19 protein-coding genes and 1 pseudogene are annotated in these 25,801 nt (G+C 59.4%); 14 read left to right on the forward strand and 6 right to left on the reverse strand.

The window, feature by feature from the left end:
- Positions 1–16: 16 nt before the first annotated feature.
- The 5 genes and pseudogenes from G9X48_RS21665 to G9X48_RS16225 all read left to right on the forward strand — a co-directional run.
- Positions 17–2,626, forward strand: a pseudogene (locus G9X48_RS21665) (Ig-like domain-containing protein); the annotation flags it as partial.
- 33 nt (positions 2,627–2,659) lie between these two features.
- Positions 2,660–8,839, forward strand: coding sequence for an Ig-like domain-containing protein (locus G9X48_RS21670; RefSeq protein ID WP_347877708.1), 6,180 nt, complete (start codon positions 2,660–2,662; stop codon positions 8,837–8,839).
- Positions 8,840–8,923: 84 nt separating this feature from the next.
- On the forward strand, positions 8,924–10,273 hold the full coding sequence (locus tag G9X48_RS16215; protein WP_054625658.1) for a TolC family outer membrane protein: 1,350 nt from the start codon (positions 8,924–8,926) through the stop codon (positions 10,271–10,273).
- A gap of 23 nt (positions 10,274–10,296) precedes the next feature.
- Positions 10,297–12,432 (forward strand): type I secretion system permease/ATPase, encoded by a 2,136-nt coding sequence (locus G9X48_RS16220; RefSeq protein ID WP_076728896.1) that lies wholly within the window; start codon positions 10,297–10,299, stop codon positions 12,430–12,432.
- A gap of 9 nt (positions 12,433–12,441) precedes the next feature.
- The gene (locus G9X48_RS16225; protein ID WP_097641801.1) at positions 12,442–13,611 is read left to right on the forward strand and encodes an HlyD family efflux transporter periplasmic adaptor subunit; all 1,170 of its coding nucleotides are present in this window, start codon (positions 12,442–12,444) and stop codon (positions 13,609–13,611) included.
- Positions 13,612–13,837: 226 nt separating this feature from the next.
- Here G9X48_RS16225 and smpB read toward each other — a convergent pair whose 3' ends face one another.
- Positions 13,838–14,320, reverse strand: coding sequence for an SsrA-binding protein SmpB (smpB, locus tag G9X48_RS16230; protein WP_004387953.1), 483 nt, complete (start codon positions 14,318–14,320; stop codon positions 13,838–13,840).
- Between the two features lie 148 nt (positions 14,321–14,468).
- Here smpB and G9X48_RS16235 point away from each other — a divergent pair, with 148 nt between their 5' ends.
- Both G9X48_RS16235 and G9X48_RS16240 read left to right on the forward strand, forming a co-directional pair.
- On the forward strand, positions 14,469–14,906 hold the full coding sequence (locus tag G9X48_RS16235; RefSeq protein WP_007763442.1) for a type II toxin-antitoxin system RatA family toxin: 438 nt from the start codon (positions 14,469–14,471) through the stop codon (positions 14,904–14,906).
- Positions 14,896–15,186: an RnfH family protein gene (locus G9X48_RS16240; RefSeq protein WP_088276115.1), complete on the forward strand. Its 291-nt coding sequence runs from the start codon at positions 14,896–14,898 to the stop codon at positions 15,184–15,186. Before G9X48_RS16235 ends, G9X48_RS16240 begins: the two co-directional genes overlap by 11 nt.
- 110 nt (positions 15,187–15,296) lie before the next feature.
- On the opposite strand, the gene bamE is transcribed toward G9X48_RS16240, so the two are convergent.
- The 3 genes from bamE to nadK form a co-directional block, all read right to left on the reverse strand.
- On the reverse strand, positions 15,297–15,641 hold the full coding sequence (gene bamE, locus G9X48_RS16245; protein WP_004387956.1) for an outer membrane protein assembly factor BamE: 345 nt from the start codon (positions 15,639–15,641) through the stop codon (positions 15,297–15,299).
- Between the two features lie 217 nt (positions 15,642–15,858).
- Entirely contained in the window at positions 15,859–17,520 is a 1,662-nt protein-coding gene (gene recN, locus G9X48_RS16250; protein WP_007896285.1) for a DNA repair protein RecN, read from the reverse strand.
- A gap of 86 nt (positions 17,521–17,606) precedes the next feature.
- Positions 17,607–18,485, reverse strand: a complete 879-nt coding sequence (gene nadK / locus G9X48_RS16255) for an NAD(+) kinase (RefSeq protein ID WP_004387957.1) — start codon at positions 18,483–18,485, stop codon at positions 17,607–17,609.
- 122 nt (positions 18,486–18,607) lie between these two features.
- Here nadK and grpE point away from each other — a divergent pair, with 122 nt between their 5' ends.
- Positions 18,608–19,201, forward strand: a complete 594-nt coding sequence (gene grpE, locus G9X48_RS16260) for a nucleotide exchange factor GrpE (protein ID WP_004387959.1) — start codon at positions 18,608–18,610, stop codon at positions 19,199–19,201.
- Between the two features lie 69 nt (positions 19,202–19,270).
- On the opposite strand, the gene G9X48_RS16265 is transcribed toward grpE, so the two are convergent.
- Together G9X48_RS16265 and G9X48_RS16270 are read right to left on the reverse strand one after the other, a co-directional pair.
- Positions 19,271–20,560 carry an HlyC/CorC family transporter gene (locus tag G9X48_RS16265; protein ID WP_014728249.1) on the reverse strand — a complete coding sequence of 430 codons (1,290 nt, stop codon included), beginning with the start codon at positions 20,558–20,560 and terminating at the stop codon, positions 19,271–19,273.
- Between the two features lie 18 nt (positions 20,561–20,578).
- Positions 20,579–21,373 carry an inner membrane protein YpjD gene (locus G9X48_RS16270; protein WP_007795757.1) on the reverse strand — a complete coding sequence of 265 codons (795 nt, stop codon included), beginning with the start codon at positions 21,371–21,373 and terminating at the stop codon, positions 20,579–20,581.
- A 162-nt stretch (positions 21,374–21,535) separates the two neighbouring features.
- Between G9X48_RS16270 and ffh the strand changes: the two genes are divergently transcribed.
- The 6 genes from ffh to G9X48_RS16300 all read left to right on the forward strand — a co-directional run bounded on the left by ffh (position 21,536) and on the right by G9X48_RS16300 (position 25,764).
- Entirely contained in the window at positions 21,536–22,897 is a 1,362-nt protein-coding gene (gene ffh / locus G9X48_RS16275; RefSeq protein WP_097641912.1) for a signal recognition particle protein, read from the forward strand.
- Positions 22,898–23,144: 247 nt separating this feature from the next.
- Positions 23,145–23,393 (forward strand): 30S ribosomal protein S16, encoded by a 249-nt coding sequence (gene rpsP / locus G9X48_RS16280; protein WP_004385557.1) that lies wholly within the window; start codon positions 23,145–23,147, stop codon positions 23,391–23,393.
- Positions 23,394–23,411: 18 nt separating this feature from the next.
- Complete coding sequence (rimM, locus tag G9X48_RS16285; RefSeq protein ID WP_007870198.1) at positions 23,412–23,960, forward strand: ribosome maturation factor RimM; 549 nt, start codon at positions 23,412–23,414, stop codon at positions 23,958–23,960.
- 30 nt (positions 23,961–23,990) lie between these two features.
- Positions 23,991–24,764 carry a tRNA (guanosine(37)-N1)-methyltransferase TrmD gene (gene trmD, locus G9X48_RS16290; RefSeq protein ID WP_004385559.1) on the forward strand — a complete coding sequence of 258 codons (774 nt, stop codon included), beginning with the start codon at positions 23,991–23,993 and terminating at the stop codon, positions 24,762–24,764.
- Positions 24,765–24,809: 45 nt separating this feature from the next.
- On the forward strand, positions 24,810–25,157 hold the full coding sequence (gene rplS / locus G9X48_RS16295) for a 50S ribosomal protein L19 (RefSeq protein ID WP_002914145.1): 348 nt from the start codon (positions 24,810–24,812) through the stop codon (positions 25,155–25,157).
- 166 nt (positions 25,158–25,323) lie between these two features.
- The gene (locus G9X48_RS16300; RefSeq protein ID WP_032987756.1) at positions 25,324–25,764 is read left to right on the forward strand and encodes a DUF2946 domain-containing protein; all 441 of its coding nucleotides are present in this window, start codon (positions 25,324–25,326) and stop codon (positions 25,762–25,764) included.
- The last annotated feature ends 37 nt before the right edge of the window (positions 25,765–25,801 follow it).

Consider the following 25,801-nt stretch of genomic DNA (forward strand, 5'->3'; position numbering starts at 1 on the left):
GCAGGCGTTCTCCGGCGTCGCCACGGGCGCAGCGCAGGGCGATGCTATCGTCGTCACGCTGAACGGCAAAACGTATAACACCACGGTGACCGGCGCGAACGGCGAATGGTCGGTGAATATTCCGGCGGCGGATCTGCAGGCGCTGCCAAACGGCCAGGCGCAGTTTAGCGTCACGGTGACCGATGCCGCAGGCAACAGCTCAACCGCCACGAAGCCGATTACCGTCGCGGTGGATCCGGCGCGCGCGCCGCTGCTGACCATCGATCCGGTGGGCGGTGACGGCGTGATTGACGCGGGCGAGCGTGCGAGCGGCGTCACGCTGAGCGGCACCGCCACCAACGTCACCGCGGGGCAGACCGTCACCATCACGCTTGGCAATGATACTTTCACCGGCGTGGTGGATTCCGCCGGGCGCTGGGAAGTTAACCTGCCCGCTGACGCTCTGGCAGGCCTTGCCAACGGCGCTTACACCGTAACAGCAGTCGTGAGCGACGCGGCAGGCAACAGCGCAAGCCTCGATCGCGGCTTTAGCGTCAACACCGATATCAGCGCGCTGACGGTGTCGCCAGTGACCGGCGATAACCGCGTCTCGCTTGATGATATCGCAGGCGGGCTGATGCTGAGCGGCAGCAGTGTGAACTTTGCGCCGCAAACGACGCTCACTATTACGCTTAACGGTAAACAATACACGGCCACCACGGGCGTTGACGGCAGCTGGAGCGTTACCGTACCGCGCGCCGACGCGCTGGATATCAGCGACGGTAAAGCGACGCTGACCGTCTCCGGTACAGATGAAAACGGTGCCGTCATCTCCGGTAGCCAGAGCTTTACGATAATCACCACCGACCTGCCGGAAGTCACGCTGAACACGCCGTTTACCGACGGCATTATCAGCGCCGCTGAAGTCAGCGCGGGCGGCGCGCTCAGCGGCACCACTGGCGTGACGGGCGCGGGGCAGACCGTTACGGTACAGCTTGGCGGTAACACCTATAACGCCGTGGTGGACAGCAGCGGCAACTGGTCGGTCACGCTGCCGCCGTCTGCCCTGCAGGGTCTTACGGAAGGCACCACACCGCTGGTCGTGACCGCGACCGACGCGGTGGGCAACCAGAACACCTCGCAAAGTACGGTAACCGTCGATTTGACTGCACCGGTACTGACCGTGAACGACATCACGGCCGATAACATCGTTAACGCCACTGAGGCGGCGCAGCCGCTCACCATCAGCGGCAGCGCAACGCCATACGATCCGCAAAATCCGCAAACGGTCGTGGTACAGATCGGCGGCCAGAGCTACAGCGCGCTGGTACAGAGCGATGGCACCTGGAGCGTGACGCTGCCTGCGGGGGCGCTCACCACGCTGCCGGATGGCCCGGTCAGCGTGACGGCGACGGTCAGCGATGCGGCGGGCAATACCTCAAGCGAAAAAGTGTCGCTGACGCTGGATGCGTCGCAGGCCAACGCGCCGCTGGTGGCGGTGAATACCGTCGCGACCGATAACTTTATCAACGCCACGGAGGCGCAGTCGCCGCTGCAAATCACAGGCACCACGACGCGCGTGGAGCCGGGCCAGACGGTGACCGTTACCCTCAACGGGCAGACCTACACGGGCGAGGTGCAGCCGAACGGCACCTGGAGCGTGACCGTGCCCGCCACGGCGCTGGCGCAGGTGGCTGACGGGCAGCAGACCATCGGTGTGACGGTCACCGACGCCTCGGGCAACCAGGCGTTTGTGCAGTACCCGGTGACCTTCGCAGCCCAGCCGGGCTCGCAGCCGCAAGTGACGCTGAACGCCATCGCAGGCGATGACATCATCAACAGCCAGGAGAGCGGGCAGCCGCTCGATATTACCGGTACCTCCACCAACCTTGCGCCGGGCACCATCGTCAGCGTCGTGTTTAACAATGTGACTTATACCGGCACCACCGGCGCAAATGGCCAGTGGAGCGTGACGGTGCCCGCGTCGGCGCTGGCAGGCCTCCAGAATGGCGATTACACCGTGACGGCAACCGCGCGCGACGCGGCGCAGAACACGGCGACCGACAGCAGTTCCGTCACGGTTGATACCACCGCGCCTGCGACGGATATCAACGGGGGCAGCTTCCTGGAAGATGGCTTTTTGACTATCACTGAATCGCTCACCGATCAGACGCTCGGTGGCACCACGACGGCGGGCGCCACCGTTCAACTGGTGGTCGGCACCCAGACCCTGACCACCGTAGCGGGCACTGACGGCACCTGGAGCATCACCATTCCGGCGGCGCAGTTACAGGCGCTGGATAACGGCCCACAGGATCTGACGCTGACCGTCACCACGCCGACCGGCAACACCAGCACGGTGCCGCTGCCGGTCACGGTCGGCAACGACACTGTACCGACGCTCGCGATAGGCACTGTGTTCACCGACGGCCTGATTAACCTGAGCGAAATCCAGAACGGCGGCGTCATCAGCGGCACCTCGACCGGCCTTCCGGAAGGCACGCCGATTACGATCACCCTTGGTGGCATTACGCTTAACGGCACGGTGGGCGCAGGCGGCGCATGGCAGATTACCGCGGGCGCCGACGCGCTGGACGCGCTGCAAAACGGCCAGTACACGCTGACCGTTACCGCGCAGGATCAATACGGCAACCCGGCGACGGCAGGCGTGGCGGTGGATGTGTTGCGCACGCCGCCGACCGCGGCCGTGCCGGATCTGCTTTTTGGCGACGGAACAGTCAACCAGAGTGAAGCGGCGCTCGGGCAGCAGCTGACCGGTACTACCGGGCTGACGGGCGCAGGCCAGACGGTGCAGATAAGCATCGACGGCGGCCAGCCGATTACCGGCACTGTCGATAACAACGGTAACTGGACGGTATCGCTGACGCCTGCGCAGCTAAGCGCGCTGGCGGATGGCAGTCACACGATTTCTGTCACGGTGTCTGACCGGGCGGGCAACACCGCCACCAGCCCGGAAGCCACCTTTACCGTCTACGCCGATCCGCTCCCGACGCCGGTGGTCACGGAGCCGTTTACCGATGGCATTCTTAATGCTAGTGAAGCCGCGGCTGGCGCTACGCTCAACGGAACGACCGGCCTGCCGGCCGATCGTATTGGCACCGTGATGGTGAGCCTCAATAATGGCGCGATGGTACAGGCCACCGTCGATGCTGACGGTAACTGGTCGCTGCCGCTAACGCCTGCACAACTCCAGGCACTGCCGGACGGCACCATCCCGATTACCGTGATCGTCACCGATACGGCAGGCAATACCAGCACTGGCACCACCAGTTTTGACGCGCGCATTAACGCGGTGCCGGACGCCACCCTCAACACGCCGTTTATCGACGGCGCGCTCAATAACGCCGAAGCGGCTGTAGCCCAGACGATCACCGGTAGCACCGGCGTCAGCGGCGCTGGCCAGACGGTAGAAATTGTACTGAACGGCACCACCTACACCGGGACGGTGCTTGAAAATGGCGACTGGTCGGTCTCGCTGCCGCCTTCCGCGTTTACCGGCCTTACCCCTGGCAGCACGCAAAACTTCCAGGTTAACGTGAGCGACGCTTACGGCAATACCGACAGCGCGCCCGGTTCGTTCCAGGTGGAGACCCAACTGCCGACGCCTGCCGCGACCACGCTGTTTGGCGATAACGCCATTTTGAATATCAGCGAAGCCAACGGGCCGCTGACGCTTACCGGCACCACCGGCGTTACGGGCGATAACCAGTATGTGACGGTCACTATCGACGTTAATGGCACCACCTATGTTGCGAATGTGGACAGCGCAGGCAACTGGTCGTTGCCGCTGCCGGCGGGTGCGCTCTCCGGGCTGTCACCGGGCCAGCATACGCTGACCATTGTGGCGCAGGATAACTTCGGCAACAGCCAGGAGATCGAGGTGCCGTTCCAGGCCGCGCTGACCCCGCCGCAGGTGGCGCTGACTCAGCCGCTGTTTGGCGACGGTTATGTGAATATCGCCGAGGCGGGCGCTACCAGTACCATTAGCGGCACGCTGACAAGCGATCTCCCGAATGACAGCCAGATCTCCGTGACCATCGGCAACAAAACCTTCGGGCCTGACCGCGTCACCGTTACTGGCAACACCTGGACGCTGAGCCTGACAGCCGCCGACTGGACGAGCGTGCCAAACGGCCTGCAATCGGTGAACGTGAGCCTGACGGACGGCGCGGGCAATACCGCGACCACCACCGCGCCGCTCTATGTATCGCTTGCCGCGCCGACACTTACCATTGACGCGCCGTTTGGCGGCGACGGTCTGAGCGGGGCGGAGAGCCAGCAGACGCAGACCATCACCGGTACGGTCACGAATGTTGAACCGGGGCAGACCATTACGGTGACGCTGGCGGGCCAGACCTTTACTACCACGGTGCAGAACGGCAATACCTGGTCGCTTCAGCTCTCACCAGCACAGCTGGCGACGCTGGCTAACGGCCCCGAGCAGATCACCGCCACCGTCACCGATAAAGCGGGCAACGTGGCGAGCGCGCCTGCGGTAAACGTGGATATCGACACCACGCCGCCTGCGGTGGCCGTCGCCATTAATCCGGTGGCGGGCGATAACATCATCAACGCGGGCGAGCTGGGCGATGCGGTGACGATTTCCGGCACCACGCTGGGCGGCGTCTCGCAGGTGACCGTGCAGATCAACGGCACCGCCGTCGGCACGGCGACCGTTCAGCCGGATGGCAGCTGGTCGCTGGATGTGCCCGCCACGCAGTTCCCGAACCAGGGCAATTACACCATCGTTGCGACGACCGATGGCGGCACGCCTGCCACGACCAACGTTACCGTCACGCTCGATACCGTACCGCCGGTGGTGACCGTGGGTACTATCGCGGGTGATAACGTGATTGATGCCTCCGAAGCCAGCCAGCCGCTGGTGCTCAATGGCACCGCCAGCACCTCCGAGGCGGGGCGGCAGGTCACGGTCACCTTTAACGGCGAAACTTACTACGCCGTGGTGGGCGCGGATGGCGCATGGAGCGTCACCGTACCGCAAAGCGCGCTTAACGGGCTTTCCGATGGCACTTACCCGGTGACGGCGACGCTTACCGACGCCGCGGGCAACGTGGATACCGACACCCGCAACATTACGCTGGATACCACCGGGCCGCTGCTGACGGTGGACGCCGCGGGCGTGCCTGCGGTGCTCAACACCGTGAATGCGGCGGGCGGACTGCTTTTGCAGGGCACCGGCGAGCCGGGCCAGACGGTGACGCTGCGTCTCGGGCCGTTGACCGAAACCGCCACCGTGGATCAGAACGGCAACTGGAAATATACCTTCCCGCAGCTCGATCTCACTACGCTCACCGACGGCGCGCAGGTGATCAACATCTCCTCCACCGACGCGCAGGGCAACACGTCCACCAATAACGTGGCGCTGAACGTGGCGTTGAATAAAGGGTTTGGTGTGCTGGTGGACGATCTGTTCGGCGGCGACGGCATCCTGAACGTGGCGGAATCGCTGGTCACCCAGACGCTGACGGGGCAACTAAGCGGTGACTATCGCGGCGCGACGGTGACGGCGACGCTGGTCGGCACCGATGTCAACATTCCGCTAAACGCGCTGGTGGGCGGCGACGGGCGCATTTCGGTCGACTTCCCGCCAAGCCTCTGGCAGGGCATTGTCGATAACACGCTGCAGGTGCAGCTCAACGTCACCGACGCCTTCGGCAACGTCACGAATAAGATTATCGATATCAACCTGGCGCTGACCGATGTACCGGTGGTAAGCCAGGTGCTGGTGGGCACCGATAACCTGATTAACTTTGCTGAAAGTACGGTTAACCAGACCATCAGCGGCGTCGTCAGCAACGCGGAAAATGTCTCGTCAATTATCGTTAACTTCGCAGGCCAGCGCCTGACGGCGGTAGTGGATGACACCGGCCGCTGGACGGCGACGCTGCCCTCAACACTGCTCGGCGCGCTGCCGGATGGCCAGGCCGCGTTGCAGGTGGTGGTCACCGATAATGCGGGCAACGTCAACACTACCGGCGCGACCTTTAACGTCGCCATTAATAACCTGCCGACGATTAATATCGGCTCGCTGTTCGGCGACGGCACGCTGAGTATTCCTGAGCTGTTGCAGGGCACGCTGAGCGGCACCACCACCGGCCTCGCCGGGCAGACGCTGACCATTCAGATTGGCAGTACGCCAGCCTTTACGGCGACGGTCGGCCCGAACGGCGTCTGGAGCGTCAATCTGCCGGAGGCCGTGCAGAGCGCGTTAACAGGAATAGCGACCGGAAACCAGACGGTAACCGTGACCGCCTCTGACGTTAACGGCAACTCGGCCTCGGCGACGGGCTCGCTGACGCTGGATCTGCTGGCACCGGCGCTCTCGTCGCTCTCGGTCTTTGGCGACGGGCTGCTGAATGCCGCCGACGCGCTGGTCAGCCAGACCATTTCAGGCGTCGTCACCAACGCGACGGCAGGCTCCAGCGTCTCCGTAGCGCTGGGCGCGCGCACCTTTACCGGCACGGTGGGCACAGGCGGGCGCTTTACTATCCAGCTTAACCCGACCGATCTCGCCTCGCTGGCGGAGGGCTCGCTGACACCGCGCGTCACCATCACCACGCCGGACGGCAATACCACGACGGTCAACGGAACGCCGGTGGTCGTGGGCATCACCACGCTGCCGACGGTCGCCATCAATACGCTGTTTGGCGGCGACGGCTGGCTGAACGCGGCGGAGGCGAACGCCGGGCAGGTTATCAGCGGCACCAGCAACCTCACGAGCGGTACGGTCACGCTTAATGTGGGGGGCAGCACCTTCACGGCGGCGATTAGTAACGGTGCCTGGTCGGTGAATGTACCGGCGGCAACGCTGAAAGGCCTCCAGGACGGCACGCTTGCGGTCAGCGCCAGCGTTACTGACCCGGTCGGCAACGTGGCGACCGGGTCGCAGATAGTGAATGCGATTGTTCAGGCGCTGCCGCAGGTGGCGGTCAACCCCATCTTTGGGGATGGCATCCTGAGCCTCAGCGATCTGTTAAGCCCACAGCTTATCAGCGGCACCGCCACTAACCTGGCGGCGGGAAGCGCACTAACGGTCAAACTGGGCGCGCTGACGTTTAACACCACGGTGCGCGCCGACGGCACCTGGCAGGTGTCGGTGCCAACCACGTCTCTGCAGGGGCTGACCGACGGCCCGCTGAACGTCACCGTGACGGCGCGCGACGCGGCAGGTAACACCGCCAGCGGCAGTAACGGGCTGACGGTGAATATCGGCGCGCTGCCGACGCTCGCCATCACCTCGCTGTTTGGCGACAACGGCCTTAACGCTACCGATATCCTGAGCGCCCAGACCATTTCCGGCACCAGCACCAACGCTGTCGGCTCGCAGGTCACGGTGTCGCTTGGCGGTAAAAATTACGTCACCACCGTCGGTAATGACGGCACCTGGCAGCTGTCGGTGCCGAAAACCGACCTCAGCGGGCTGCTCGACGGCACGCTGACGGTGAACGCGAGCGTCACCAACCCGGCGGGCAACAGCGCTAACACCAGCGGCGTGCTGAATGTCATTACCCATTCGCTGCCGACCGTGTCGCTCACCTCGCTGTTTGGTAACGATGGCTATCTGAACGTTAGCGAGGCGGGCAGCGGCCAGACGATCAGCGGGAAAATCACCGGCGCGGCGGATGGCGCGACGGTGAAAGTGACGCTTGGCACAAACACCTATAACGCGACGGTGGCGAGCGACGGCACCTGGTCGCTGCCGGTCAGCAGCTCGATTCTGGATGGGCTGTCCAACGGCGCGCTGAAAGTGGGTGTCTCGGTGACGGATAAAGTGGGCAACGTCAACAGCACCAGCAGCGACGTGACGGTGAAACTCACCACGCCGACGCTGACGTTCAACCCGCTGACCAGCCTTAACCCGCTGGCGCTGCTCTCAACAGGCCTGACGCTGCGCGGCGGCTCCGCTAACCTGGCGCCGGGCTCGGTGGTGCATCTGTCACTGCTGAACGGGACGGTCAATACCACGGCTATTACCGACAGCAATGGCAACTGGTCAGCAAACCTCGGGCTGGGGCTGAATATTCTGCAACTGCTGTCGCTCTCCAGCGTGCTGAATATTTACGCCACTGATGTGGCGGGCAATACCGGGTACCTCAACGTCGGGCTCGGCGGGCAGATTATCTCCAACACGCCGCCAGCCACGTTTGCGGCCGCGAGCGTTGAGCATGAAGCCTCGCTGTTCGCGCTGGCTGATGAGACCAGTCAGACCGCGACGACAGCCGACAGCCAGCAGTCTGCGGTGACCGCGAAAATCGCCGCTGTTGGCGCGATCACAGAAACAAACAGTGATAGCGGTTCCACCGTGGCGGACGACAGCAGCAGCGTAGCGGGTGGCTATACTATCGGCGGGGTCAGCATCGATCTCGCCGATGGCACCAGCCAGAGCGGCGAGTCGGTGCAGGGCAGTAGCGGCAGCGACACGATTCATCTCGCCTCGCTTGGCTTTGCGTCGCTCGACGGCGGCGCGGGGACCGACACCTTGGTTATCGATGGCGTCAATCTCAAACTCGACCTGACGGCGCTGAGCGGACAGGTCCAGCACATCGAGATCTTCGATCTCGGTAAGTCCGGCACCAACAGCCTGACGCTGGATCTGCACCAGGCGCTGACCATCACCGACAAACCAGAAGACGATCTGATCGTCAAAGGCGTGAACGGGGATCAGGTCAATCTGGTGAAAGGCGGCAGCGATATCTGGGAAGTGAGCGGACAGCGCGAAGTGGATGGCGTGCAGTTTGATGTCTGGCATAACAGCTCGCAAACCAACACGTTGGGGGATGTCCTGATCCAGCACGGATTGCACGTCAATATGGTCTAACGCCACGGCGCCTCAGGGAGGAGGCGCCTGTGTCATCTTAACAATATCACCAGCCGCGCAGACGGCGTCATAAGGTGGAACTGGATGTACAACAACACAATGCGCTACAGGCGGCTGGCATTGCTGCTGGCCGCTGCCCTTGTCAGTTTTCCCGCCGTTTCACAGGAGGAATTCGCCTGGCAGACCGCTCCCAGCGAGCAGCTACAGGCGCAGCTTACGATAAAAGAAGCCATACTTCGCGCCTTCGCGCGTAACCCCAAAATCGCACAGGCCGCGGCGCAAATCCGCGTCGGCAAAGCCAATCTGGAAGAGGCGCAAAGCGCCTGGTTTCCGCAAATCTCCTTACAGGGCAATGTCGGGCGAAACCACCGTACCGACTCTTCAGGCTCTCTCAACAGTAACGCCGCAGGTGGCGTGAACCTCAAACAGCTGATTTACGATTTCGGCAAAACCGGCGGCAGTATTGACGAGCAGGAAAATCTCTCCGAAGCCTACCGCTTTCAGCTCTACGACACCCTGAATCAGGTCGGAATGCAGACGCTGCAGGCGTATTTACAGGTGCGCCGCTATCAGAGCCTCGCCGCGGCCGCCGAGCGCAATCTTGAGTCGCTGCGTTCGGTACAGAGCATGGCGGATTTACGCTCTGAGGCCGGGCTCAGTACGCAGTCTGATGTGTTACAGGCGCAAAGCCGCATCGCCGGGATGAACGCCACCCTTGAGCAGTACCGCGCCCAGGCGCGCTCGGCGCAGGCGGCGCTAAGCGTGCTTACTGGCGTGGTGGCCGACACGCTGCCGGATCTGCCAGAGGATTTGCTGCGCCAGCCGATTGCGCTGAAATCGCTGCCGTATGAACAGACCAACGCGGTACGCGCGGCCCAGGCCAAACAGCTCGCCGCCGAACAGCGCATTCGCCAGGCGCAGGCCCAGCACTGGCCGACGGTCTCGGTGCAGGCCGGGCGCACGCGCTACCAGAACGATAATTCCAACTACTGGGATGACCAGGTTCAGCTGGTGGTCGATGCGCCCGTCTATCAGGGCGGCGCGGTGAGCGCCCGCGTGGAGGCGGCCGAAGGCGATCGCGCCAGCGCGCGGGCCGATGTCGAGGCGAGCAAGCTTGATATCAACCAGAAAGCGGCCACCGCCTGGGCCGATCTGACCGGTGCCCAGCAGCGTCAGCAGGCGGGTGAACAGCAGATCGCCAGCGCCGGACACGCGCGCGAGGTGTACCGCGATGAATACCGGCTCAGCAAACGCAGCCTGAACGATCTTCTGAGCATCGAGCAGGACGTTTTCCAGGCCGACACGCTCGCCATCACCGCCCGCTATGACGCGTGGGATGCCGCGGTGCGCTACGCCGCTGCCGTGGATAACCTGCTCGATATGCTTGGCATTGAACGCGCCCGGATGACCGGGGATACCCTGCCGTCGCTCTGAGCGCGGCATTTTAAGGAGTAGCGATGTCCCAGATCCCTGATACCGAAAGCTGGATCCGCGCCATGACGCGCGCGGCGGGGCGCTTCGGACTGCCTGCCGATGCGCCGGCAGTACGCCAGCAGATGCGCTGGTTTGAAAATTTACCGCTGGCACCGCGACTCGACCGCCTCGCGGGGCTGATGGGCTTACAGGTTCGCCTGACGCCGATAAAAACGATGCGCTGGAACAGCCAGACGCTGCCGGTCATCGTACAACTGGAAGAGGGCGGGCTGATGCTGCTGGAAGCCATCGACGCCGACGGCGTGGTGACCTACTGGCTGAGCGAAGGCGGTGACCTGGTGCGCGAAGAGCCGCTGGAGGAGTTGCTCAAGCGCGTCAAACCGGAGGTGGCGCTGCTCGGTATCGCCGCCCGCGGGCGCGACGCGCGCATCGATGATTTCACCCGCCCCTACGAACAGCACTGGTTCTGGCGTCACTTTCGCCATGCCGGACGCAAACTTGCGGAGATTTCGCTGGCGTCGATTCTCGGCAACGTGTTGGCGCTCGCGGGCATTTTATTCTCAATGCAGGTGTATGACCGCGTGATCCCGGCGGAGTCGTTCCCGACGCTGTGGGTGCTGTTCTTCGGCGTGCTGTTGGCGGCGCTGTTTGAATTTTTTATCCGGCTTGCCCGCACGCATGTCTCCGACATTATGGGCAAGCATATCGATCTCAATGTGTCGTCGCTGTTTTATGCCCGCGCGATGGCGATCAAAAACGACGAGCGGCCGAAATCCACCGGATCGTTTATCTCGCAGTTACGTGAGATCGATCAGGTGCGCGAGCTTTTGACCTCCACCACCGTCGGCGCGGCGATGGATATTCCGTTCGTGCTGCTGTTTCTTGGGATCATGGCGCTGGTGGGCGGGCAACTGGTGGCGATCCCGCTTATCGCGATCCCGCTGATTGTGATCCCGGGGCTTCTGATTCAGTGGCCGATGGCGAAACTGGCCAAAGAGGGGATGCGCGAGAGCGCTATCCGCAACGCCGTGCTGGTGGAGTCGATCGAGGGCGTTGAAGATATCAAAGCGCTCCAGGCCGAGCCGTATTTTCAGCGCCAGTGGGAGCATACGCACAGCGTGGGCGCGAACATCGGCATGAAGCAGCGCGTCTGGGGCGCACGCTTAAGCGGCTGGGCCTCGACGGTGCAGCAGATTACTTACGCGGGCATGCTGGTGTTCGGCAGCTATCTGGTGCTCGACGGGCAAATCACCACCGGGACGCTGGTGGCGTGCAGCCTGCTTTCCTCGCGCACGCTGGCACCGCTGATGCAACTGACAATGGTCTTTTCCCGCTGGCAGCACGCCAAAACCGCCATGAGCGGGCTCAATGAGCTGCTGAAAAAGCCGCTCGATAAAGAAGCGGGCAGCAAGATGGCGCACTGCCCGGTGCTGGCGGGCCACTATCAGTTTCAGGGTGTGCATTACAGCTACGATAAAGAAAAAGGCGATCAGGCGCTGCTGGTGCCGTCGCTTGAGATCAAACCCGGCGAGCGCGTGGCGATCCTCGGCAAAGTGGGCGCCGGGAAATCAACATTGCTGAAACTGCTCTCCGGCCAGGCGCAGGCGAGTAAAGGCAAAGTGATTATCGATGGCGTCGATCTCGCGCATATCGACCCGATGGACGTGCGCCGCCAGGTGGGGTTTTTGTCGCAGGAGTCGCGACTCTTTTTCGGCACGCTGCGCCAGAACCTGATGCTCGGCCACCCCAACGCCACGGATGCTGAGCTGTTGCAGGCGCTGCGTATCAGCGGCGCGCTCTCGATGGTGCAACATGACGCCGCAAGCCTCGACCGGCTGATTAACGAAGGCGGGCGCGGGCTCTCTGGCGGGCAGCGCCAGATGGTGCTCCTGAGCCGTCTGCTGGTGCGTAATCCGCAGATTGTGCTGCTCGATGAGCCGACCGCATCGATGGACGAACAACTGGAAAGCTACGTCATCCGCCAGCTTCACCAGTGGCTGACCGGCCGCACGCTGGTGCTGGTGACGCACCGCCCGGCGCTGTTGTCGCTGGTTGACCGCGTGGTGGTGATGGAGAACGGCAAAGTGGTGGCGGACGGCCCGCGCGACGCGATTTTGCAGGCGGCGCAGCGTAACAGCAATGTCGCCTCGGTGGCGTAAGGAGCATTGATGAGCCAATTAACGATGCAGGAAGAGCTGGCGCGCCAGGGGCGGTTTTATTCGTCGGTTATCTGGCTGACGCTGGCGGCGCTGGTGCTGTTTTTCGTCTGGGCGTGGTTTGCCACGCTCGATGAAGTGACGGTCGGTACCGGCAAAATCACGCCGTCGAGCCGCGCGCAGGTGATTGAGAGCCTGGACGGGGGCATAGTTAACGCGCTGATGGTGCATGAGGGCGACGTGGTGGAGCGCGGACAGATGCTGGCGCGGCTCGACCCGACGCGGTTTCAGTCAAACTACGGCGAGGCGGCGGCGAGAGCGCGGGCGCTGCGCGCGTCCAGCGAGCGGCTGCGCTCGGAGTTGACCGGCGAGCCGCTTCAGTTTAGCGAGGAATCAATGCGCGAACCGGCGCTGGTGGCCCGCGAACGCCAGCTTTATGAATCACGCCGTCGTAATCTCAACGAGACGCTGGAGAACCTGCAAAAAACCTACAATCTGGTGATGGCGGAGTTGCGCATGACCCAGCCGCTAGTGGCGAAGGGGGCTGCCAGCGAAGTGGAGGTCATTCGTCTGCAACGTCAGGCCGCGGAGCTGAAAGGCAAAATGGATGACGCGCGTAACCAGTTCGCGGTGCGCGCGCGTGAAGAGCAGGTGAAGAATAACGCCGATCTCGACGCGCAGTTGCAGGTGATGGCGGGCAAGGCGGATCAACTCGATCGCGCTACGCTGTTTTCGCCGGTGCGCGGGGTGGTGAAAGATATCCAGGTGACGACGGTGGGCGGCGTGCTCCAGCCCGGCGGCAAGCTGATGGAGATTGTGCCGCTGGAAGATCAACTGCTGGTCGAGACGCGCATCAACCCGCGCGATATCGCTTATATCCGGCCGGGATTACCCGCGACGGTGAAGATCACGGCATACGATTCGTCTATCTATGGCGATCTGAAAGGCGAGGTGGAGATGGTCTCGCCCGACACGCTTCAGGATGAGGTAAAGCGCGATCAGTTTTATTACCGCGTGTATGTACGTACGCAAAGCGCCGAACTGAAAAACCGCAACGGCAAGCGTTTCCCTATCCTGCCGGGGATGGTCGCGAATGTGGAGATCAAAACCGGGCAGAAAACGGTGCTCGATTATTTGATTAAGCCGCTTAATAAGGTGAAGGAAGCGTTAAGGGAGCGGTAGGTTGTCGTTTGATATTAAAGTGGCGGTTGTTATCGATATTGAGGTGGCGGGTGCGCTGCGCTTACCCGCCCTACACGCGTATATGGTGTCATCTTGTAGGGTGGGTAAGCGAAGCGCACCCACCGAAGATAACACGTGACGATATGGCCATCCAGGGTGGGTAAGCGAAGCGCACCCACCGCGCCCATAAAAAAACCGGCATCCGCCGGTTTTTTTGTCGCCAGGCTTAACGCCCCGCGTTTTTCATAATGCGTGCTTTATCAAGCTGCCATTCGCGCTCTTTCAGGTCGGAGCGCTTATCATGCTGCTTCTTACCTTTCGCCACGCCGATTTTGACTTTGCACCACGCGTTCTTCCAGTACAGCGACAGCGCCACCACGGTATAACCATCGCGGTTAATGCGGCCATACAGATTATCCAGCTCGCGCTGGTTAAGCAGCAGCTTACGCGTGCGGGTCGGGTCGCAAACCACATGCGTGGACGCCACGTTCAGCGGCTGGAAGTTGGCACCAAACAGATACGCTTCGCCGTCTTTGAGGATAACGTAACTGTCGCCGATGTTGGCTTTCCCCGCGCGCAGGGATTTAACTTCCCAGCCCTGAAGGGCCAGGCCTGCTTCAAACTCTTCTTCGATGAAGTACTCATGGCGGGCGCGCTTGTTGAGCGCAATGGTGGCTGAGCCAGGTTTGTGTGCTTTTTTCTTGGTCATAGTGCCGCTCAGTATAGGTAATCCGGTCGTAAAACGCACCCCTTTCCCGGGGTGGAAAAGGGTTATCTTAGCATGTCTGCCGGCGAGTTTTTGTTTAATGGATGATAAATGTTATTATTTCTAAGTCGTATGACTCACAGGAAATACTATGCCCCAGATTAGTCGTACTGCCCTGGTGCCTTACAGCGCTGAGCAGATGTATAAGTTAGTGAACGATGTAAAATCCTACCCGGAGTTTCTGCCAGGCTGCGTGGGAAGCCGCGTGCTGGAATCGTCGCCGGGCCAGATGACGGCCGCGGTGGAAGTATCGAAAGCCGGCATCAGCAAGACGTTCACCACCCGCAATACGCTGATCAGCAATCAGAGCATTTTGATGCATCTGGTCGATGGCCCTTTCAAAAAACTGATGGGCGGCTGGAAATTTACGCCACTGACCGAAGACGCCTGCCAGATTGAATTCAATCTTGATTTTGAATTCACCAACAAGCTTATCGAACTCGCGTTTGGCCGGGTCTTTAAAGAACTCGCCTCTAGCATGGTTCAGGCGTTCTCACAGCGTGCCAAAGAGGTTTACAGTGCCGGGTGAGATTCAGGTGGAAGTGGCGTATGCCCTGCCCGAAAAACAGTACCTGCGTAAGGTAAAACTGCCCGAAGGCGCATCGGTAGAAGAGGCGATTGTCGCCTCCGGCCTGCTGGAGCTGCGTAAAGATATCGATCTGAAAAAAAATAAGGTCGGGATCTACAGCCGTCCGGTTAAGCTTGCTGATACGTTAAATGACGGCGATCGTGTGGAGATTTACCGCCCGCTGATTGCCGACCCGAAAGAGTTGCGTCGCCAGCGTGCCGAACGCGCGGCGAAAAAGTAAGCGGCGAGCCTCGCAACGCATTACTCAATGTCGCCGTCTGGCTCACGCCATAAAGCGGCCAATAAAAAAGGTGCCTCAGGCACCTTTTTTCGTTTCAGCATCCGCTGCGATTAACGCTTCGCGTCGAGCTTCGGCTTGTTATCCATATTGGTCAACACACCGTTGCTGTTGAAGGTCAGCGTCAGCGTTTGCTGCGTGACATCTTCGTGACCCGGCTGCTGGCGGAAAACGTAGAACCACGTATTGCTGCCGAACGGGTCCGTCATCATCGGCGTGCCCAGCGCGTAAGCAACCTGCTGTTGCGTCATGCCAATACGGACTTTAGCAATGTCGGTAGACGTCAGGTAGTTACCCTGGTTTATGTCGGGGCGGTAAACCACTCGCTCCAGAGTAGAACAGCCTGCGGTCAACATGAGAAGGACCGCTGCGGCAGCAGTCAGCGTTTTACAGCGCATAGTGATTAGATTCCTTTTCGGGCCCGAGCAACACGCGGCTCATACATAATTAGCCGATGATAATAAACCTTCAGTCAGTTTAAAACCTTAAGGCGCTTCACTATGACCGTAGCGGAGGAAAAAAGTTAGCGCAAAAAGCGATTAAAGCACGCCATGCGTTTCTGTTGCTGCTTTTCTGAGCGAAAGCGCGGGGCGCAGAGCCCCGCCGGAGAGAAAATTATGCAGCCAGCAGCTCTTTAGCATTCGCCAGCGTATTGCGCGTCACTTCGCTGCCACCCAGCAGACGGGCCAGCTCCTGCAGGCGCGCTTTTTTATCCAGCGGCTGCATATGGGTTTCGGTCATCGCGCCATCGGTCTCTTTGCTGACAAAGAAGTGGTGATGCCCGCAGCCCGCGACCTGCGGCAGGTGGGTGACGCACATTACCTGAGTGGATTCGCCCAGTTGGCGCAGCAGTTTACCCACCACGGCGGCGGTCGGGCCGCTGATACCTACATCCACTTCATCGAAAATCAGCGCCGGGGTTTCCATCTTACGGGCGGTGATCACCTGAATCGCCAGCGCGATACGAGAAAGCTCGCCGCCGGAGGCCACTTTCGCGAGCGGCTGCAACGGCTGGCCTGGGTTTGTGGAGACGCGGAAATCGATGCGATCCGCGCCTTCCGCCGTCAGGTGATGCTCTTCAAACAGCACGTCAATGGTGAACTGGCCGTGCGGCATCGACAGCGAATGCATACTGTCGGTAATAAGCTGCGTCAGTTCGCGCGCATACACCACGCGACTTTCATGCAGCGCGTGCGCTACCGCCAGCGCCTGCTGGTGATGTTTGTTGACCGCCAGAGTCAACGTTTCCAGGCAATCGGCCTGGTCGTCCAGAAGCTGTTGCTCTTCAAGCAGCTTCTGGTGGAACGCGGGCAGCTCTTCCGGGGCGATATGGTGCTTGCGCGCAAGCGTGATTTGACGGGAGATGCGCTGTTCCAGCTCATACAGACGGTTCGGGTCGAGATCCAGGCGTTCGCAGTAGTGACGCAGTTCGTCGCTGGCTTCGCTCAGCTGGATGGCGGCCTCTTCAAGCATGTTCAGCACGCCAGAGAGTTTGTCATCCATGCCGACGAGATCGGTCACCAGATTACGTGCGCTGTAGAGCTGGCTTTGCAGATTGGCATCTTCCGCGTCGGCCAGCAGGTTTAACGCCTGCTGGCTGGTAGAAAGCAGCTGCCCGCTGTTGGCTAAGCGTTTGTACTCTTCATCGATTTGCTCGAACTCACCCGGCTGCGGGTTGAATTCATTGAGCTCTTTTAACTGGTAATGCAGCAACTCAGCACGCGCGGCGCGCTCCTGGCTCTGCTGCTGATGCAGGGCGAGATCGCGACAGCTTTGATGCCACTGGCGGTAGCTCTGCGCCATCTGTGCCATCAACTCGCCTTCGCCCGCATAGCCATCCAGCAGGCGTTTCTGATGCTCGGGTTTAAGCAGAAGCTGGTGGGCGTGCTGACCGTGGATTTGAATCAGCAACTGGCCGAGCTCACGTAACTGCGAGAGCGGCACGGCGGTACCGTTGATAAAGCCGCGCGAGCGGCCATCGCTGCTGATAACGCGGCGCAGCAGACACTCGCTGCCATCTTCAAGCTGGTTTTCTTCCAGCCAGCGCAGTGCGGCGGGCGTGTCTTTCAATGCAAAGCGGGCGCAGAGATCCGCGCGGCTGGCACCGGCGCGCACCATATCGCCCTCCGCGCGGCCACCCAGGCACAAACCCAGCGCATCGATCGCAATGGATTTACCGGCGCCGGTTTCGCCGGTGATGGCGGTCATCCCGGCGTTAAAGTCGATTTCCAGTTCACGAACAATAGCGAAATTACTGATGGTTAATTGTGCCAGCATAGCCGCCTTCCTGTATAAACTCACAGAGCTGTAATTGCATACAGTATAAACTGGTTTTATATACAGTAAAGTGGCTGATGCCGGTTTCAGAATAATTTTTTTGACCAGCCGAGTTTTGAGCTTAACGTATTGAAATAGCTGTAATCCTTCGGGTGAATGAGGTTCAGCGGGTAGTCGCAGCGGCGTATAAACACATCTTCGCCTTCCTGGATAGGCAGCGCTATCTGGCTGTCGCAGCTGATTTCGAGATCGCTGCGCATGTTGGAAAAACGCAGGCGAATGGTGCTGCTGCTGTTAATCACCAGCGGACGTGCCGAGAGCGTATGCGGGAACATGGGCACCAGCGTGATGGCATCGAGCGACGGCGTGAGAATCGGGCCGCCTGCCGAGAGCGAATAGGCGGTGGAGCCGGTCGGCGTGGAGATAATCAGGCCGTCAGAGCGCTGAGAAAATGCGAATTTTTCATCAATATAGACTTCAAATTCAATCATGTGCGCTACTTTTCCGGGGTGTAAAACCACTTCATTGATGGCGGTGCTGATGCGCTTCTGGCAATTTTTCTGGCACACCTGCGCCTCCAGCAAAAAGCGCTGCTCGCGGATGTAATGACCTTCAAGCACGTCCGCCAGCTGCTGCTGGGCGTTGTCCGGGTCGAGATCGGTGAGGAAACCGAGATTACCGCGGTTGATGCCGATGACGCTGATATCGTAGCGCGCCAGAACGCGCGCGGCACCGAGCATATTGCCGTCCCCGCCGACCACGACCGCCAGATCCGCCTGCTGGCCGATTTCCGCCAGCGTCCCGGTGCGGGCATCCGTGAGTTTTAACTCCTCGGCTATCTGCTGCTCGATAATGACGTCGTAGCCGCAATCTAAGAGCCAGCGCCAGAGCATTTCATGCGTCGTCAGCGCGGTAGGGTGGCGTGGATGTCCGACAATACCGATGCAGTTGAAATGGTTATTCATTTTCCTGGTCGTCCTTATAGGCGTGGAAAGGGGGACAATCTGTCTGCTTCCCTTGAAACCCGCAAACTGATCCCCATAATAATCCAGGTTAGCGATACGAATGCATAAACGCGGAGAATTTCATGAGTAGTAAAGAACAGAAAACGCCTGACGGGCAAGCCCCGGAAGAGATCGTCACGGAGCAGCATGAAGAGGTTGAGGCTGTAGAATCTGCCGAATCTGCTGAGCAGGTGGATCCGCGCGATGAAGAGATTGCCCGGTTGCAGTCGGAGTTAACGCAGGCCCAGAACCGCGAGCGCGACACAGTGCTGCGCATGAAAGCGGAGATGGAAAACCTGCGTCGCCGTACCGAGCAGGATATCGAGAAGGCGCATAAATTCGCGCTGGAGAAATTCATCAACGAGCTGCTGCCGGTTATCGACAGCCTCGATCGCGCGCTCGAAGTGGCGAACAAAGAAAACCAGGATATGGCCGCGATGGTGGAAGGGATTGAACTGACCCTGAAATCGATGCTGGACGTGGTGCGTAAGTTCGGTGTGGAAGTGATTGCCGACACTAACGTGCCGCTGGATCCGAACGTGCATCAGGCTATCGCCATGGTGGAATCGGAAGACGTTGCGCCGAACCACGTGCTGGCGGTGATGCAGAAAGGCTATACCCTGAACGGCCGCACCATTCGCGCCGCGATGGTGACCGTCGCGAAAGCGAAGGCGTAAGCCGCGTCGTAATGAACGTAGTAACAAAAAAGGCCAGTCATCGACTGGCCTTTTTTAATGGGGTAACGGTTAGTTGCCTTCCACGCTTTCCCGCAGCGGTTTTACCGGCGTAATCCGTACCTGTTTAATCATATTTTCCTGCACATCGAGAATATCGATATCGTACTGGTGCAGACGCAGGCGAATGCCGGCGGAGGGGATCTCCTCCAGGGCTTCGAGGATCATGCCGTTGACGGTGCGGGCTTCTTCTTCCGGTAAGCGCCAGTTGAACGCTTTGTTAAGCTCGCGCACGTTGGCGCTGCCTTCGATGATGACCGAGCCGTCGTTTTGCGGCGTGACTTCCTCAGCAAGCGTGGGCGACATCGACGTGGTGAAGTCGCCGACAATCTCTTCAAGAATATCTTCTACCGTCACCAGCCCCTGAATATCGCCATATTCATTAACCACCAGGCCCACTTTCTTTTTATTGCGCTGGAATTTCACCAGCTGGACGCTGAGCGGCGTGCCTTCCGGCACGTAGTAAATTTCATCGGCGGCGCGCAGCATCACCTCTTTGGTGAACTCTTTTTTCTCGTTCATCTGCCGCCAGGCCTCGCGGATGCGCAGCATGCCGATAGCGTCGTCAAGGGATTCGCGATACAGCACGATGCGTCCGTGCGGCGAGTGGGTCAGCTGGCGGACGATGGATTTCCAGTCGTCGTTAATATCAATGCCGACGATATCGTTACGCGGCACCATGATGTCGCTGACGCTCACTTTTTCGAGATCCAACACGGAGAGGAGCATGTCCTGATTGCGGCGCGAAATCTGCGAGCGCGACTCATGCACAATGGTGCGCAGCTCATCTTTGCTAAGCGCGGCGCTCACTACGTTATCCGCTTTAATGCCAACCATACGCATCAGCACGCGTGTGATCATATTCAGCAGCCAGACCAGCGGCATCATGATGATTTGCAGCGGGCCGAGTAAAAAGCTACTCGGGAAGGCCACTTTCTCGGGGTAGAGCGCCGCGACGGTTTTCGGCAGGACTTCGGCGAAAACCAGCACCACGAACGTCAGCACGCCGGTGGCGATCGCCACACCCGCGTCGCCATACAGACGCATACCAACGATAGTGGCAAGCGACGACGCGAGAATATTGACCAGGTTGTTGCCGATTAACACCAGGCTTATCAGCCGGTCGGGCTTACGCAGCAGGCGTTCTACCCGTTTTGCCGCGCGGTTGCCCTGCTTTGACAGGTGGCGCAGACGGTAACGGTTGAGGGTCATCATCCCGGTTTCGGAGCCGGAGAAGTAGGCGGAGACCACCACCATCACGATAAGCGTTACGATGAGTGTGGTGGTTGAGATATGTTCCAACGTATTGTCCTTTGAAGTTTAGCCAGCGAACTGCTGGATAACCCGGCTGCCGAAGTAGGCCAGCGTCAGCAAGGCGGCGCCTGCGACGTTAAACCACACTACGCGGCGGCCGCGCCAGCCTTCATGATAGTGTCCCCAGAGCAGGATGATATAGACAAACCATGCGACGATGGACAGCACCGCTTTGTCGATATTCTCCATGCTGAACATGTTGTGAAGATAGAACAGACCGGTGCAGAGCGTCAGCGTCAGCAGCACGACGCCCACCTGGGTGATATGGAACATCTTGCGCTCGATACCCATCAGCGGCGGCATGTCGGCGCTGAACACCAGCTTTTTGTTTTTCAGCAGATAGTCTATCCACGCCAGTTGCAGCGCGTAGAGCGCGGCGATAATCAGCGTCGCGTAGGAAAAGAGCGACAGGCCGATATGCACCATCATGCCGGGCGTGGTTTCCAGATGCGTGATGTATTCGTTCGGCACGAAGGTCGCGAAGGCCAGGTTGATCAGCGCAAACGCGTAAACAATCGGCAACAGCAGCCAGCCGCGGTTTTTCGAGGCCACAATAGTCATCACGGTGCAGATCATCAGGCTGACCAGCGAACCGACGTTCAGCAGGCTGAGATTCTGGCCGCCGCTGCTGTCGTCCGGGAATAGTCGACCTTCCAGCGCCACGGCGTGACAGACGAGCGCTATCACCGCCGAAATTATCGCAAGACGACGCCACGCGCTGTTCTTGCGAAGCAGACCGGGAATGATAAGCGCCAGGCTTACCGAGTAGGCGACAAGCGCCAGCAGTGAAAAAACAGGCATATAGGATGTCGGATTAGCCAGAAGAGAAAGAGAAGCAGTATAGCGTTACGCGCCGCCTGCTCCAACCGTTGCATCACAACCAGGGCGGCTTCATGTTATACTGCGCCTCATTCTTACTCGGTGTCGCTGCGGCGGCCTAAAGTTACCCTTGGGCAAGAGATCATGTTTGATAATTTAACTGACCGTTTGTCGCGCACGCTGCGCAATATCAGCGGCCGTGGGCGCCTGACTGAAGACAACATTAAAGAGACGCTGCGCGAAGTGCGCATGGCGCTGCTGGAAGCCGACGTCGCGCTGCCGGTGGTGCGTGACTTCATCAACCGCGTAAAAGAGAAAGCGGTAGGGCATGAAGTTAACAAAAGCCTGACGCCAGGCCAGGAGTTCGTGAAGATTGTTCGTAACGAACTGGTGGCGGCGATGGGCGAAGAAAACCAGAGCCTGAATCTGGCCGCGCAGCCGCCCGCCGTGGTGCTGATGGCGGGCCTGCAGGGGGCCGGTAAAACGACAAGCGTCGGCAAGCTCGGTAAGTTCCTGCGCGAAAAGCACAAGAAAAAAGTGCTGGTGGTTTCCGCGGACGTGTATCGCCCGGCGGCGATTAAACAGCTCGAAACGCTGGCGCAGCAGGTCGGCGTGGATTTCTTCCCGTCTGACGTCGCGCAAAAGCCGGTCGACATCGTTAACGCGGCGCTGAAAGAAGCGAAGCTGAAATTCTACGACGTGCTGCTGGTGGATACCGCCGGTCGTCTGCACGTCGATGAAGCGATGATGGACGAAATCAAGCAGGTTCACGCCTTTATCAAACCGGTGGAAACGCTGTTTGTGGTCGATGCGATGACCGGCCAGGACGCCGCCAATACCGCGAAAGCCTTCAACGAAGCGCTGCCGCTGACCGGCGTGGTGCTGACCAAAGTGGATGGCGACGCCCGCGGCGGTGCGGCGCTCTCGATTCGTCACATCACCGGCAAACCGATTAAATTCCTCGGCGTCGGCGAGAAAACCGAAGCGCTGGAGCCGTTCCACCCGGATCGTATCGCGTCGCGTATTCTCGGTATGGGCGATGTGCTGTCGCTTATCGAAGATATCGAAAGCAAAGTCGATCGCGCGCAGGCGGAGAAACTCGCCTCCAAGCTGAAAAAAGGCGACGGCTTCGATCTGAACGATTTCCTCGAGCAGCTCAAGCAGATGAAAAACATGGGCGGCATGGCGAGCCTGATGGGCAAGCTGCCGGGCATGGGACAACTGCCGGATAACGTGAAATCGCAGATGGATGACAAAATCCTGGTGCGTATGGAAGCCATCATTAATTCGATGACGATGAAAGAGCGCGCGAAGCCAGAAATCATCAAAGGCTCTCGCAAGCGTCGTATCGCGGCAGGCTGCGGGATGCAAGTGCAGGACGTTAACCGCCTTCTGAAACAGTTCGACGACATGCAGCGCATGATGAAGAAGATGAAGAAGGGCGGGATGGCGAAGATGATGCGGAATATGAAGGGGATGATGCCGCCAGGATTCCCTGGCCGCTAAACGGCCTGGCTTGTTTGCCATTTCGGCACCGGGGTGTGCTCGCCATCCTCACGTACTACGTGTACGCTCCGGTGGCTGTGCGCACGCCGGCACCGAACTGACTGCACCGCCGACGGCCTTTTACAGTGGGTGTATCAACTGCAGATTGCTTTTTCCTCAGAAATCAGTAAAATTTTCGGGCTTTTAATATGACGCCGGGCTCCGTTCCTCGATGGGGCCCGGTGTTTTATTCACACAAGAGGATGTTATGGTAACTATTCGTTTAGCACGTCACGGCGCTAAAAAGCGTCCGTTCTACCAGGTTGTCGTTACTGATAGCCGCAATGCACGCAACGGTCGCTTCATTGAGCGCGTTGGTTTCTTCAACCCGATCGCGAACGAGAAAGAAGAAGGCACCCGCCTGGATCTGGATCGTATCGAGCACTGGGTTGGCCAGGGCGCTACCGTTTCCGATCGCGTTTCCGCGCTGATCAAAGCAGCAAAAAAAGCAGCTTAATCTGTCACGGTGGTCATGATGAGCAAGCAAGACGCCGCTAAAGCCCCTGTTAACCCGATTGTTCTCGGGAAAATGGGTTCTTCTTACGGCATTCGTGGTTGGCTCAGAGTGTTTTCCTCCACCGAAGACGCTGAAAGCATTTTTGACTATCAGCCCTGGTTTATCCAGCAGGCGGGTCAGTGGCAGCAAGTACAGCTGGAAAGCTGGAAGCACCACAATCAGGACATGATCATTAAGCTGAAAGGCGTTGACGATCGTGATGCCGCGAATCTGTTGACCAATTGCGAAATTGTCGTGGATTCCTCGCAGTTGCCGGACCTCGAAGAAGGCGACTACTACTGGAAAGACCTTATCGGTTGCCAGGTAGTCACGACGGAAGGGTACAGCCTCGGTAAAGTCATCGACATGATGGAAACCGGGTCGAACGACGTTCTCGTCGTTAAGGCAAACCTGAAAGATGCGTTCGGTATCAAGGAGCGGTTACTTCCGTTCCTCGATGGGCAGGTTATCAAGAAAGTCGATCTCGCTACTCAAACCATTGAAGTAGATTGGGATCCTGGTTTTTAAACCTCCGGACAAACGGTAATAAACGGCGCTATGTGGATTGGCATAATCAGCCTGTTTCCTGAGATGTTCCGCGCGATTACCGATTACGGGGTAACTGGCCGGGCAGTAAAAAATGGCCTGCTGAGCATCGACAGCTGGAGTCCTCGCGACTTCACGCACGACCGGCACCGTACCGTGGACGACAGGCCCTACGGCGGCGGACCGGGGATGCTAATGATGGTGCAACCCTTGCGGGACGCCATTCACGCAGCGAAAGCCGCGGCAGGCGAGGGCGCAAAGGTGATTTACCTTTCACCTCAGGGACGCAAGCTTGATCAAGCGGGCGTCAGTGAGCTGGCGACGAACGAGAAGTTGATTCTGGTTTGTGGCCGCTACGAAGGGATAGATGAGCGCGTAATTCAGACCGAAATTGACGAAGAATGGTCAATCGGCGATTACGTTCTCAGCGGCGGCGAACTACCCGCCATGACGCTGATTGATTCGGTCGCCAGGTTTATTCCGGGCGTACTCGGTCACGAAGCGTCGGCAACGGAAGATTCCTTTGCCGACGGGTTGCTGGATTGCCCGCACTATACCCGGCCTGAAGTGTTAGAAGGGATGGAAGTACCGCCAGTTTTACTGTCGGGGAACCATGCCGAAATCAGACGCTGGCGCCTGAAGCAGTCGCTGGGCCGTACCTGGCTTAGAAGACCTGAACTTCTGGAAAACCTGGCTCTGACTGAAGAGCAAGCAAAGTTGCTGGCGGAGTTCAAAACTGAACACGCACAACAGCAACATAGACATGATGGGACTGGCGACGCGTAAGCCGCTACCCGAAACATCAGTTTACCCAGGATAAGAGATTAAATTATGAGCAACATTATTAAGCAACTTGAACAAGAGCAGATGAAGCAGGACGTACCTTCCTTCCGTCCGGGTGATACCGTGGAAGTGAAAGTATGGGTTGTTGAAGGTTCCAAAAAACGTCTGCAGGCATTCGAGGGCGTGGTTATCGCTATCCGTAACCGCGGTCTGCACTCTGCATTCACTGTTCGCAAAATCTCCAACGGCGAAGGCGTTGAGCGTGTCTTCCAGACTCACTCTCCGGTAGTTGACAGCATTGCTGTTAAACGTCGTGGTGCTGTACGTAAAGCTAAACTGTACTACCTGCGTGAGCGCACTGGTAAGTCTGCTCGTATCAAAGAGCGTCTTAACTAAGATTCGCTTAAGCGACATCCGATATAAAAAGGGCTGGCCTACGGGCTGGCCCTTTTTTTGTCGCTTTATCGCTTAAACTGAGTGTAAAGAGCAGCTGTTTCCCTTCCCATGCGTTAACCTTTTGCATCCAAATCATTTACAATAAGCCTCCCTTTCTGGAGGTGCAGTGGGCAGCAACATCTTTTATCAGTCCGTGTTTCGTTATCGCGCAGCCATGCTTGCGCTGTTCGCGATCCTGCTGATTGTGGTGGCGCCGCTTATTTCTGTCAGCCTGCAAAAAGACCCGATGAGCGCGATGCCCGGCATGCATCATGAGATGCCGATGGCGGATATGGGTGATATGGCCGATATGCATCAGGACATGCACCACGAGAGGGCTGCCCCTGAACCGATGCCCATGCCGGTCGATCATGCCGAAGCGTGCGGCTACTGCGTTTTGCTGGCGCACGTGCCTGGCCTGCTGCTGGCGCTTGTACTGCTCATCTCCTTTATTCTCCAACGCGTGCGGTTGCCGGTTCCTCGCCCGGTGGCCAGGCACTGGCGTTTTTACCCGCGTCTCTGGCCCGATACCCGCGCACCGCCGCGTCTGTCTGCTTTTTCCTGCTAAAAACCCCTGCGCCCTGGCGCAGCGATAACACTTGCTT

The organism is Cronobacter sp. HA18006, assembly GCF_011605445.1.
Taxonomy (GTDB): Bacteria; Pseudomonadota; Gammaproteobacteria; order Enterobacterales; family Enterobacteriaceae; genus Cronobacter; species Cronobacter sakazakii.